The sequence below is a fragment of the Cryobacterium sp. PH31-L1 genome (assembly GCF_030063145.1).
GTDB lineage: Bacteria > Actinomycetota > Actinomycetes > Actinomycetales > Microbacteriaceae > Cryobacterium.
In genome coordinates this window covers 43,364-55,272 of the sequence record NZ_JASISM010000009.1, presented here as the reverse complement: position 1 = coordinate 55,272, position 11,909 = coordinate 43,364, and the positions used below count along the sequence as shown (strand labels likewise).

The following is an 11,909-nucleotide window of genomic DNA, read 5'->3' as shown; positions in this document are numbered from 1 at the left end:
GCGGAGCGACGGGACACTCGCTCCTCAGCTCAAACATTCGGGGTGTTTTGCGGGCCTCCGCGAAAAGCATGCGGAGACCCGCAAAACACCCCGAAAACTCGGCACCCCGCGAATATCCCGACACCCCGCCCCCAGTCTGAACTTTGCGGGAGCGGCAACGTGCAGCCGCTGCGGTGAGGGCGACTGTTTGGCAACGGGCAACGGGCAGCTTGCCCTGCGGGACTGTGGCTGTCTACGAGGGCGACCATCCGCAAGCTGTATCCAGCAGCTTTTGCATTGGCTCTCAGTAAGGAACAGAAGAAGGCGTCCCGCCGCTGTTTAGCTAGCGGTTGGGAAAGCCGTGGGGGAGGCCGGTCAGGACTGGGGCCAGGCGGGCGAGACGCTCGCGTTCGAGGACGAGGGCGGTGAATTCACGTTCGCGGCGGACGGCGGCTACGCCGACGAGGAAGTACTCGGCCGGAGCGTCGGGCAGAGGCGAGACGAAGGGGGCGACCTCGGCGGCGAGGGACTGGGCCAGGTGCTCGCGGGTCTGGGGTGTGTGGTGGGAGGACTGGCGCAGGTACTGGGCGACACGACGCGCCAGCCGATCCGGCAGGCGCGCGATATCGACGGTCTGCGCCCAGGGGGCCAGCGCTTCGGGCAGGGCGCGCGGGACCTCTTTGTTGCGCGGCACACGTTCGTGCTGGCTGTAGGTACCGGCCAGCAGGTCGCCGAGCCGCTTGGAACGCCCATTGAGCAGCGCTGTGATGGCGGCCAGACCTCCGACGGTCATAATGATCTCGAGCACACCGGTCAGGGCACGAATGAACGCGTGCCGTAGGGAGATGGCTCCGCCATCGTCTCGTACGATGCGGGCGCCGATGGCCAACTTGCCGAGCGAGCGGCCGTGGGTGAGGGTTTCGACCAAGACCGGCACGACCACGAGCGAGAAGACGAGGGCGACAACGTTCAGTGCCTGGGTGAGTGCGGCGTCGGTATAGACCGCGAAACTCAGGTAGAAGCCCAGGAGGATCAGCAGGTACAGGGCCAGATACGCGATCGCGTCGATGATTGCCCCGGCGCCGCGCAAAATGACGCTGGCCGGCCGCACGTCGAGCGCGACCGCCTCGCCGGTGACGAGTTCGGCGTCACGGTCAAAATCAGCGGCACGGTCGGTGGGACGCGCGGTCTCCTTCATGTCTACTATTGAACCAGATGGATCTAGACGCATATACTGCCGCGCACCGCGCCGACTGGGACCGCCTGACCGAGCTCGGTGCCCGGCGGGGGCTGACCGGTGCCCAATCCGATGAACTCATCGAGCGCTATCAGGCCGGGGCCACTCAGCTCTCCGCGATCAAGTCGGCCGCTGGCTCGACCCTGGAAGGCGACCGACTGTCGGTCGGCCTGTCCCGCGCCCGGCTGCGTTTCACCGGCGTGAGCGTCAACGTGTTGGCGCAGCTTCCCCGGTTTTTCGTTCTCCAGCTCCCCGCGGCCCTGTATCGGCTGCGCTGGGTCACCCTCGCGGTCGCCGTGGTCACGTTCGTCGTCGCTGGACTATACGCCGTGTGGGCCTACAACGATCCAAGGGTCTTGGCCAACCTGGGAACGGAGGCGCAACTCGCGCAACTGGCCAATGAGGACTTCGTGGGGTATTACTCCGCGAATCCGGCGGCATCCTTCGCCGGATTCGTCTCAACCAATAACGCCTGGATTGCAGCGCAGTGCATCGCCTTCGGCATCACCGGGGTCTACGTGCCCTTCATCATTCTGCAGAACGCCATGAACCTTGGCACCACGGCCGCCATCATGTTCGCCTATGACAAGGGCGACGTTTTCCTTCTCTACATTGCTCCGCACGGGCTGCTCGAACTCACGGCGATCTTCGTTGCGGCTGCCGGTGGACTGCTCATCTTTTGGGCGTGGATCGCCCCCGGCGCCCGCACCCGAGGTCAGGCACTCGCCGAAGACGGGCGAGCGCTGTTCACCGTGGCGATCGGACTGGTGTTCGTGCTGCTGGTTTCGGGCATTATTGAGGGCTTCGTCACCTCGCAGCCGTGGCCGTGGCCGATCAAGATCGGCATCGGAGCGGTGGCGCTCGGCGCGTTCCTGTTCTACATGATCGTAGTCGGCGGGCGCGCAAGCAGGGCGGGGGAAACCGGCGACCTCAGCGAATTCGAGGCGGGGAGTACGCGCATTTACAGCGCGTGAGTCAGAGCCGCCCGGCCGCTTTCAACGCGATGTAGCGGTCAGCGAGGGCCGGCGGGAGCTGCGCGGGGGAGGCGGTGACGACATCCGCTCCCAGCTGGCGGATGGCGGCCGACACGCGCGCCACGTCGAGCAGGGCCCGCTCAGCGGCCGACGCGCGGTAGATCTCGTCGCGTCCACCGCGGGTGGCCGCCGCGAGCACGGTAGCCGGGTCGAGCACGGAGGCCACGACCACGGTGTGCCGCTTGGTGAGCTGCGGCAGCACCGACAGCAGCCCGGTCGACGCTCCCGCGGCGTCGATGGAGGTGAGCAGCACGACCAGGGCATGCTGGCTCGTGACCGCGCGCACCTGGCCGGGAACCGCTGCCCAGTCCATTTCAATGAGTTCAGGGTCGATCAGCGCCATTGAATCGACCATCTGCGACAGCAGGGCCGCGCCGGTCGCGCCCTGCACCCGGCCGCGCACCCGGCGGTCGAAGGCCAGAAAGTCCACCCGGTCGCCGGCCACTGAGGTGAGGGCTGCGACCAGCAGAGCCGCCTCGAAGGCGGTGTCCAGCCGGGGTTCGTTGTCGACGCGGGCCGCCGAAGTGCGGCCGGTGTCGAGCAGAATGACGACGCGGCGGTCGCGCTCCGGCCGCCAGGTGCGCACCATGACGTCGTTGCGCCTCGCCGTGGCCCGCCAGTCGATTGAGCGCACATCGTCACCGCGCACATATTCGCGCAGTGAGTCGAACTCGGTACCCTGCCCGCGCACCATCACACTCGTGCGTCCGTCGAGCTCCTTGAGCCGTGCGATGCGGGAGGGCAGGTGTTTGCGAGCGTGAAACGGCGGCAGAACACGGATGCGCCCCGGCGCGTTCAGCGTCGCCTGACGGTTCCACAAACCCAGCGGCCCGAGGGAGCGCACCGTCACCTGTTCAACCCGGCGCTCCCCCCGCCGAAACGGAGTGAGCCTGACCGACATGAGGCGGCGTTCGCCGGCCGGAATCACCACCCAACCGCGCACGAGGCCGGCACCTGCCGACGGCTGCCAGGCATCCCGCACCACGGCATTCAGGCGCCGCCGCCCGGTATTGGTCAGGTACAACTCGCTGGTGACCGATTCGCCGAGGCGAACGCGGGCGGGCAGCATCCGCTCTACCGAGACGGCGCGCGGCGACGCCGCCAGCGCCAGGTCGAGACCGCCGAGCAGAAGCACGAAGACCAGCCAGAGGGCGAGCACGCCGGCCGCCGCCTCCACCGAGGGCCCGAACAGCACGATGGGCACCGCGCCGAGGGCGAGGAGAAGAACGAACCGTCCGCTGAGCGTCATCGTTAGATCGGAACCTGAACCTGCTGCAGCACTCCGCGCAGAATGGCATCGACCGAGACGCCCTCCAGTTCGGCTTCGGGGCGCAGCTGCACACGGTGCCGCCAGACCGGCAGCGCCATGGCCTGCACGTGGTCGGGGGTGATCGAGTCGTATCCGCTCAGCCAAGCCCACGCCTTGGTGGAGGCCAGCAGGGCGGTCGTGCCGCGGGGGCTGACGCCGAGCCTGACCGAGGGGCTCGTGCGGGTGGCGCGGGCCAGGTCCACGATGTAGGCGAGCACATCGGCGCTCGATCCGACGCGAGCGACGGCCGCCTGGGCCGCGGCGAGTTCGGCCGCGCCGAGCACCGCGCTCACACCGGCACCGGCGAGATCGCGGGGGTTGAAGCCGGCCGCGTGGCGGCGCAGCACCTCGATCTCGTCGACTCGCTGCGGCACCTCGAGCACGAGCTTGAGTAGAAACCGGTCGAGCTGCGCCTCGGGCAGCGTATAGGTGCCCTCGTATTCGATCGGGTTCATGGTCGCCGCCACGATGAATGGCTCCGGCAACTTGAGCGATTCGCCGTCGACGCTGACCTGACGTTCCTCCATCGCCTCGAGCAGCGCGGACTGCGTTTTCGGCGGCGTGCGGTTGATCTCGTCGGCGAGGCAGATGTTCGTGAATACCGGACCCTGCCGAAACTCGAATTCACCGGCCCGGGCGTCGTAAATGAGCGACCCGGTCACGTCGCCAGGCATCAGGTCGGGCGTGAACTGGATTCGTTTGGTGTCGAGGCTCAGCGCGTGGCTGAGGGTGCGCACGAGCAGGGTTTTCGCCACGCCCGGCACTCCCTCGAGCAGCACGTGGCCGCGCGCAAGCAGCGCGATGATCAGCCCGGTGACCGCGCCGTCCTGCCCGACGACGGCCTTGCCGACCTCGGTGCGCACCCGGTTGAGGGCGGCCCGCAGCGCGGCGGCATCCGCTGCGTTGGTTGGCGCGGTGTCGATCTGATCAGTGGGAGTCGTCATGGGTCCATTCTCTCGGCTGGAGGGGTGAAGATTTCAGAAGAGGCGGATGCCGGCGCCCCGGCCCGCACGGCCTGGCTGGTCGCCGTTTCGAGGGTATGCAGGGCGCCTCCGAGCTCGATCAGCTGGGCATCGGAGATGGGGATCGCCCCCACGAGAACCCGGCGAACCTCGTCGGGGGCGCGGCCGGTGATAAGTGCCACCGTGCCGATGATCTCGTCCAGGTGGGCGAGCCGGCCGAGGCCGACGGTTCGGGCCAGACGTTGCACGGCGCCCACGCGCAGGGCGTCGATCGCCCGCAGGCGGGCGTTGCTGCGCGCATAGAGTCGGGCGCGACCCTCCATGGTCTCGCTCGCCTTCACCGTGACCGGCAGGTTTTCGGCTACGAGCGGCCCGAATCGCCGGCCGCGCCAGAGGGCAGCGGCGACGCCGACGAGCGCGAGCAGCACGAGCACCGGGGTCACCCAGCCGGGGGTTAGCTCGGCCAGCGAGGGTGGCCCGGTGCGGGGCAGGTCGGCCAGGGTCGGCAGGTACCAGACCAGCGAGTCACCCGGCCCGAGCAGGCCGAGGGCGAGCGCCGCATTGCCGTAGCCGGTCACGTTCTCGTTATTGAACACGCGAGGGTCGGGAACGAGCGAGACGAGGCCGCCGGTGTGCTCGTTCTGCACCCGCACCAGCGAGAAGGTGTCGGTGCCGCTTCGAAAGCAGCCGGTGACCAGCGGATGCTCACCCGGCGGAATCGACAGGGTGTCACCTCCCGGCACCAGCTCCCCGGCTCGGTTTGCGGCCGGAACCGAGCAGTCAGCCGTCAGCGTCTCCGCATCGGAGACACCGCCGAAACCCACGGTGGGCGCCAGCGCCTGCAGGGCCAGAAAATCCGGTGCCACGACCACCGTGCGCTTGGCGAGGTCGCCGAGTTCGCTCAGCTGCGACCGGTCGAGGTAGCTGTTCTCGTCATAGAGCAGCACGGTGGAATCCGCGCCGACCGCTCCGCGCACTTCGGCCAGGGACTCGGCCAGGATCACGGTGACGCCCTGCTGGCGAAGCACTTCGACCAGGGCCATCGACCCGGCCGGAGCCGCGTTGTCCCCGGCCAGTGCCCGGCCGGCAGCCTGGCTGCCACCCGAGACGAGCACGGCGATGATGGCGATGGCCACGATGCCGGCGGCGGCGATCATCCAAAATGAGGAGCGGCGAAGCAGCGCGCGCAGGGTCGGCGTGGCCACGGTCGTGGCGCTCGCAGGGCCGCCACCGGCGCGGGGGTCTGGCACTGCCGCATCCGCTGGAGAAGTCAGAGTCGCGCTCATCAAAGACCCGCCTCGGCCAGTGGGACCCACACGACGGGCAACGCAGAGCGCAACTCGGCCTCGAGCGCGGCCAGAGCGCTAAAGTCGGGCTCGGTGCCGGCCTGTTCCAGGTAGCGCACCCGGTCGAAGGTGTCGGCGGCGAGAGCCAGGGCCGGACCGCTCGCCGGAAAGGCCAGCCGGGCTCGGGCAGCGAAATCGTGCGCGGTCGTGCCGGGCGAGACAGTGAGCACCGTGCGTTCGGCGAGGCCGCGGGCCAGGGCGCGAAAAATCTCCTCGCAGGCGAGGCTCCAGTCGCCCGACCTCGCCGCTGCCTCGGCGGCCGTGCGCATCTCGGCGCTGCTGCGCTGGTCGATCGTGCCGAACAGGTCGAGAGCGGCGCGGCGTCGCCTGGCCAGCCTGGGAGCGCCGAACAGTAGCCAGCCGGCCACCAGCGCAGCGAGCACCAGCACGACCTCGACAATCGGCAGCCAGTCTTTCAAATTGCCGTCGCCGCTGATAGTCAGGGACTGGAGCCAATCAAGAAAAGCCTGAGATGCCCGGTCGAACCAGGTGGGCCGGGCCGCGGCATACGGGGCTTTGGCGAGTTCCTCGCGCAACCACTGGCGGGCCTCTGGCGCGTCGGGGACCACTGGAACGTCACGCGGCACGCCGAACGTGGTCCGGTCGACCACTGCTCCGAGGTGCGCCAGGCCCAATGCGGTCATGCCGCCGGATACCCCGTGCCGGGAGCCGTCGGTACCAGGTACGGGTCGGGAACGTCGCCGCCCTGCGCCGCCGATTCCACGTAGCGGGCCAGCTCGAGGTCGAGCCCCTCCTTGCGCATGCGCAGGTCGAGGTAGATCAGCGCAATGGCCGCCGACTGCACGACGGCCGCCACCGCGGCCACCGGAATAGCGATGATCAGGCTGAGAGCGGTGATGATGTAGGTCGTCTCGTCGGTGAACGCCCCGTTCGGGTCGACCAGCGCGGCACCGATTCCCATGAGCAGTGACACCGGCGTGGTGATGATCTGGGTGATCACCTGCACGATCAGGCCGATCAGCAGCAGTATGCCCAGGGTGCGCCAGAAGTACCCGCGAGTGAGTGACCAGGATCGAACAACGGATGCCCGCACGCCCAGTTTCTCCAGCACGATAAGGCTCGGCACGACACTGGTTTTGGCGTACAGGAACGCGCTCACGGCCGCGAGCAGCAGGCCACCGAAGATGCCGACCAGAACACCGGCCACGAATCCGGCGGTGCCGCCGACGCTGATCAGCAGCACGACAATGCCGGCGATCACGGCCACGCCTATGAACAGCGCGGCGGTCAGCAGCAGCGTCCACAGCGCCAGCGGCCAGAGACGGGTCGCCGCTGTGCGCCACAGTGCGCCGAGCCGTAGTTTCTCGCCGAGAGTCGCGCGGGCCACTTCGAGCACGATGACGGCCTGCAGCAGGGCCGAAGCGATGAGCGACAGAGCGATCGGGATGATGGCGGACAGCGCGCCGGCCAGTAACGAGCCGGCGGTGACGGCATCCTTTTGGTCGAGCGGAGCACTGTCGATGCGGTCGATGGCCCAGAACGTGACGAGCCCGACAACGACCACGGTGACGAGCATGATCACGGTCTGCACGATCAGACCGCTGCCGAAGGTGGCCTTCGGATTGCGGCGCAAGACCTGGAACGACGCGCCGAGCAGCGTACCGAATCCAATCGGTCGCAGCGGAATCAGGCCCGGCTTGGGCGGCGGCGCCCAGCCCTGCCCGGGGGTGCCGCCCGGGGACGAGCCGTACGGATGCGGCGCGCTCTGATCGGGCGAGACGGGCGGCGCGAACTGCCCGTAGCGCGGTGGAATGGGGGCGTCGGGGGCCTGCCAGGGGTCTGTCACCATTCAATGCTGGCACAGGTCGATCAAGAAATGCGCTCGCAGGCACTCTGTCAGCGCGCTCAGCTACTCTTATGCCAGACTTTGCCCTACTCATCGGGCAATCTGCTGAGCGAACCACATCAGAACACACGTGACTGACGTTCTGGAAAGAGACCCATGACTGCACGCATTTTGGTTATCGATGACGATACCGCCCTGTCCGAAATGATCGGCATCGTTTTGCACGGCGAAGGCTTCAACCCGGGATTCTGCGCCGATGGATCGCTCGCCCTCGAGACGTTTCGCACCGAGAAGCCCGACCTGGTGCTGCTCGACCTCATGCTGCCCGGCCTCGACGGGATCGAAGTGTGCCGGCTGATCCGCGCAGAATCCGGGGTCCCGATCATCATGCTCACCGCGCGGTCCGACACCACCGACGTGGTCAAAGGGCTCGAGTCCGGCGCCGACGACTACATGGTGAAACCGTTCAACCCCAAAGAACTGGTCGCCCGAATTCGCACGCGCCTGCGCCCGCCCGCCGTCGACGGCGCCCTCGCGCTGCACATCGGTGACCTCGTGGTGAACGCGGTCGGCCACGAAGTGACCCGCGGAGCGGCCGCGATCAACCTGACCCCGCTCGAATTCGACCTGCTGCTGGCCCTGGCTTCCAAACCCCAGCAGGTGTTCACCCGCGAGATGCTGCTGGAACAGGTTTGGGGCTACCACTACAAGGCGGACACCCGGCTGGTGAACGTGCACGTGCAGCGGCTGCGCGCCAAGGTCGAGCATGATCCCGACAATCCTAAGATCGTCATGACGGTGCGTGGTGTCGGCTATCGCGCCGGCACGGTCAGCTAGAGAACCACGACCGCCCATGTGCGCCCGGCGATTCCCTCAGAAACGGTTTCTCAAACCGTGCCACAGCTGACCTATTGGAGGAGGCCGCGCAACTGGCCGAGGCTGTTGCGCGCGTCGTGGCGTTCCTCTCTGCAATTTCGTACGGTGACGATCTCGGTCGCGCTGTCCGGGCTGGCGATTCTGGTGGTGGGCGTGTACATGTCGGTCAGCATCGGCAACGACCTGTTTCAGTCGCGGCTCAGTCAGGTGCTGTTCGAATCCGACCGTGCCACCAGCGCCGCGCAAAGCCTCTTCGACTCCTCCGACGCCACCGACCGGGTGCAGGTGCAGAACCTGCTCAGTTCGGCCCGCACCTCGATCTCGGCCGCTTCCTCGAGTCGGCTGGTCGCCGTGTTGCGGGTGCCTGGGCAAGATCCGTCGACCGTCGCACCGCTCGACTCCTCGACGTTCGGGCAATCCACCGGTGTGATCGGCACCGACCTGCGCACCGAGGTGCAGGCCAACGACGGCGACCAGTTCTGGCAGTCGGTCACCCTGACCGGTGAGGATGCCACGACAATTCCCGGCATCGTCGTCGGGTCGCAGATCACGGTGCCGGTGGCTGGCCGCTACGAGCTGTACATCGCGTACAGCCTGCAGGATGCCGAAGCGACGCTGCTGTTCGTGCAGCAGACCCTCGGGGTGGCCGGTGTTGCCCTCGTGCTTCTGATCGGGGCCGTATCGTGGATCGTCGTACGCTTCGTCGTCACGCCGCTGCGGGTGGCCGCCGAGACGAGCCAGAAGCTAGCCTCCGGTGACCTCGAAGTACGTATTCCCGAGAAGGGTGAAGACGTCATCGCCACGCTCGCCCGTTCGTTCAACGGCATGGCCGACAGTCTGCAGAGCCAGATTCGTGAGCTGGCCGACCTGTCCGAAGTGCAACAACGCTTTGTATCGGATGTCTCGCACGAGTTGCGAACGCCGCTCACGACCATCCGCTTGGCCGGCGATGTGCTGTACGACCAGCGGGCGACTTTTCCACCGGCCACCGGCCGCACCGCCGAGCTGCTGCACACCCAGGTCGAACGGTTCGAGCTGCTGCTGAGCGATCTTCTCGAAATCAGCCGCTACGACGCCGGATCGGTGGAGCTGGAGAGCGAACCGACCAATCTGGTCTACCTCGCCGAGGATGCCATCGACAGCCTGCGTTCCCTCGCCGAGACCAAGGGCAGCGACCTGCGACTGGTCGCGCCGGGCGGGTACCTGAACGCCGACGTCGATCCGCGGCGCATCCGTCGGGTACTTCACAACCTCATCGGCAACGCCATCGAGCACGGTGAGGGCAAACCCGTCGTGGTGTCCGTCGACAGCGACGCGAATGCGGTGGCGCTCGCCGTGCGTGACTACGGGCTCGGCATGAGCCAGGCCGAGGTCGCGCACGTGTTCGACCGGTTTTGGCGTGCTGATCCCTCACGCCAACGCACGATCGGCGGGACCGGACTGGGGCTGGCCATCTCACGCGAAGACGCGAGCGTACACAAGGGCTGGCTGCAGGTCTGGTCGAGCCCCGGCGATGGGTCGTGTTTTCGATTGACTCTGCCGCGCACGGCCGGCGCCATCCTCGAATCGTCCCCAATCCCGCTGCCGCCCGACGACGCCACGGCCGCGCTCGGCGAAATCGGGCATGTGCCCGGAATCGGCGGAGGCCAGCGTGAGTAGTCGCAGTTCGGCCTGGCGCGTCGTTCCGGCGCTGCTCGTGGCGGTCAGTCTCGCCGTCGGTCTCGGCGGCTGCACCGGCATACCGCGCGACGGCGTGGTGCATGCCGGCAATGACCTCGCGCCCGACGACAACCCGGCACCGGTCTTTCTGCCCGCACTGCCGCAAAAGGATGCCTCGACCGAGTCCATCCTGCGCGGCTTCATCGACGCCTCCTCCAGCCCGGAGAACAACTACGACATCGCCCGCCAGTTTCTGGCTCCGGCGTTTCAATCCAGTTGGGATCCCGCGGCGGGCGTCACCGTCGACAACGGTTCGGGGCGCACCCTGACGGTCATCGACGACGCCACCACCCTCGTAGCCGTCACGCCGATCGCCGAAGTAGACCAGTCCGGGGAATACCGCGAGGTCGACGCGAGCCCGGTGCCGTTGCGCTACGAGTTTGCGCAGATCGGTGGCCAGTGGCGCATCAGCGCGGCCCCGAACGGCACCGTGATCGATGAGAACACCTTCAATGATGTGTTCAGCGCCGAGCCGGTCTACTTCTACGACCCGGGATTTCGGTTTCTGGTTCCAGATCTGCGTTGGTTTCCGCGCGGGGCATCCGCTCCGACCAAACTGGTCAATGCCGTCCTGAACGGACCGAGCGCCTGGCTGACCGGTGCCGTGGCCACGGCGTTTCCGGAAGGTTCCAAGCTCACCGCCGACGCCGTGCAGATCGTCGGGCGGCAGGCCATGGTCGATCTGAACAGCGAAGCCCTCAACGCCGATCGGCAGACCCTGCAGCGCATGAAGGCCCAACTGGCGGCCAGCCTGCCGACGGGCCTGACCGTCGAAATCACCATCGACCAGAACTCCCAGGCCATCAATGATCTGGAGTCCGGCGCTCCGCTCGTCGATCCGCGCGTGGATGCCAGGGCGCTCGTGCTGCGTGGCGACGAGTTCGGTTTTCTCGCGGCGACCGGGCAGAGCGTCACCCCGATCGACGGTTTATCTGACACCATCGCCCGGCTGGCCCCGACCGCGGTGACGCTCGCTTCGGGGCAGGGATCGGCTGCTGTACTGGCCAACGACGGCGTCTACCTCGTGCGGGCCGACGACGACCCCCAACTGATCGACACGCGTGCAGGACTGCTCGCACCCTCGATCGATAACGACCGCTTCGTCTGGTCAGTGCCGGCCAACGATCCGAGCGCACTGGTCGTCTACGGCCCGTCGGGGGAGGCGACCGTAGTGCCGACGCCGTGGCCGGAGGCCACGTCGATCTCGTCGCTGAAGGTGTCCAGAGACGGCGCCCGACTGATCGCGCTGCTCGGCACCGGTTCCGAGACCCGATTCGTGGTCGCCTCCATCATCCGCACCGGCGCTGTACCGACCGGCATCGGCGCGCCCGTGCTGCTGGCATCGGGCGGCGGGGTCGGCCTCGACGCCACCTGGATCAACGAGTTGACCGTCGCATCGCTCAGCCTGCTGCCCAGTGGCGAGGCCCGCATCGTCGCCCAAGAGATCGGCGGCGTCAGTACCGCTCTGGAATCCCCGGTCAGCAGCCGGTTCATCGTCGGCAGCAACTCGGTGCGTGACCTGCGCGCCCTCACCGGCACCGGCAGCCTCGAGGTGCAACGCGGAGCGGGCTGGCAGGCCCGCATCGGAGACGTGACCCTGCTCGCCACCCAGCAGGGCCTCGGCGGCTAGCTTCTCCTCC

Annotated in this window: 10 protein-coding genes; 4 read left to right on the top strand and 6 right to left on the bottom strand. The window is 67.6% G+C overall.

All coding sequences use genetic code 11. The features are described from left to right. Positions 1-322: 322 nt before the first annotated feature. Positions 323-1,177: an RDD family protein gene (locus QMF22_RS15805; RefSeq protein ID WP_283455379.1), complete on the bottom strand. Its 855-nt coding sequence runs from the start codon at positions 1,175-1,177 to the stop codon at positions 323-325. Between the two features lie 17 nt (positions 1,178-1,194). Here QMF22_RS15805 and QMF22_RS15800 point away from each other — a divergent pair, with 17 nt between their 5' ends. Further along, entirely contained in the window at positions 1,195-2,190 is a 996-nt protein-coding gene (locus tag QMF22_RS15800; protein WP_283455377.1) for a stage II sporulation protein M, read from the top strand. Position 2,191: 1 nt separating this feature from the next. On the opposite strand, the gene QMF22_RS15795 is transcribed toward QMF22_RS15800, so the two are convergent. From QMF22_RS15795 to QMF22_RS15775, 5 genes are read right to left on the bottom strand one after another with little or no spacing between them, the layout of a single operon-like run. Continuing rightward, a complete protein-coding gene (locus QMF22_RS15795) occupies positions 2,192-3,499 on the bottom strand; it encodes a DUF58 domain-containing protein (protein ID WP_283455375.1) in 1,308 nt (435 codons plus the stop codon). A 2-nt stretch (positions 3,500-3,501) separates the two neighbouring features. Beyond that, positions 3,502-4,503 (bottom strand): AAA family ATPase, encoded by a 1,002-nt coding sequence (locus tag QMF22_RS15790; protein ID WP_283455373.1) that lies wholly within the window; start codon positions 4,501-4,503, stop codon positions 3,502-3,504. Further along, on the bottom strand, positions 4,500-5,807 hold the full coding sequence (locus QMF22_RS15785; RefSeq protein WP_283455371.1) for a DUF4350 domain-containing protein: 1,308 nt from the start codon (positions 5,805-5,807) through the stop codon (positions 4,500-4,502). Before QMF22_RS15785 ends, QMF22_RS15790 begins: the two co-directional genes overlap by 4 nt. Beyond that, positions 5,807-6,511 carry a DUF4129 domain-containing protein gene (locus tag QMF22_RS15780; protein ID WP_283455369.1) on the bottom strand — a complete coding sequence of 235 codons (705 nt, stop codon included), beginning with the start codon at positions 6,509-6,511 and terminating at the stop codon, positions 5,807-5,809. Before QMF22_RS15780 ends, QMF22_RS15785 begins: the two co-directional genes overlap by 1 nt. Further along, the gene (locus QMF22_RS15775; RefSeq protein ID WP_283455367.1) at positions 6,508-7,674 is read right to left on the bottom strand and encodes a hypothetical protein; all 1,167 of its coding nucleotides are present in this window, start codon (positions 7,672-7,674) and stop codon (positions 6,508-6,510) included. The genes QMF22_RS15780 and QMF22_RS15775 overlap by 4 nt, the downstream gene beginning before the upstream one ends. A 156-nt stretch (positions 7,675-7,830) precedes the next feature. Here QMF22_RS15775 and mtrA point away from each other — a divergent pair, with 156 nt between their 5' ends. Genes mtrA through QMF22_RS15760 form a run of 3 tightly spaced genes read left to right on the top strand, consistent with a single transcriptional unit; the run spans position 7,831 to position 11,899 of the window. Next, positions 7,831-8,511 (top strand): MtrAB system response regulator MtrA, encoded by a 681-nt coding sequence (mtrA, locus tag QMF22_RS15770; RefSeq protein WP_283455365.1) that lies wholly within the window; start codon positions 7,831-7,833, stop codon positions 8,509-8,511. Positions 8,512-8,568: 57 nt separating this feature from the next. Then, positions 8,569-10,209, top strand: a complete 1,641-nt coding sequence (gene mtrB, locus QMF22_RS15765) for an MtrAB system histidine kinase MtrB (RefSeq protein WP_283455363.1) — start codon at positions 8,569-8,571, stop codon at positions 10,207-10,209. Beyond that, positions 10,202-11,899 carry an LpqB family beta-propeller domain-containing protein gene (locus tag QMF22_RS15760; protein WP_283455361.1) on the top strand — a complete coding sequence of 566 codons (1,698 nt, stop codon included), beginning with the start codon at positions 10,202-10,204 and terminating at the stop codon, positions 11,897-11,899. Before mtrB ends, QMF22_RS15760 begins: the two co-directional genes overlap by 8 nt. Positions 11,900-11,909 lie beyond the last annotated feature (10 nt).

Coding starts and splice junctions, on each gene's coding strand:
- QMF22_RS15805 (WP_283455379.1), bottom strand. CDS start 1,177: ATGAAGGAGACCGCGCGTCCCACCGACCGTGCCGCTGATTTTGACCGT.
- QMF22_RS15780 (WP_283455369.1), bottom strand. CDS start 6,511: ATGACCGCATTGGGCCTGGCGCACCTCGGAGCAGTGGTCGACCGGACC.
- QMF22_RS15795 (WP_283455375.1), bottom strand. CDS start 3,499: ATGACGCTCAGCGGACGGTTCGTTCTTCTCCTCGCCCTCGGCGCGGTG.
- QMF22_RS15800 (WP_283455377.1), top strand. CDS start 1,195: ATGGATCTAGACGCATATACTGCCGCGCACCGCGCCGACTGGGACCGC.
- QMF22_RS15785 (WP_283455371.1), bottom strand. CDS start 5,807: ATGAGCGCGACTCTGACTTCTCCAGCGGATGCGGCAGTGCCAGACCCC.
- QMF22_RS15790 (WP_283455373.1), bottom strand. CDS start 4,503: ATGACGACTCCCACTGATCAGATCGACACCGCGCCAACCAACGCAGCG.
- mtrA (WP_283455365.1), top strand. CDS start 7,831: ATGACTGCACGCATTTTGGTTATCGATGACGATACCGCCCTGTCCGAA.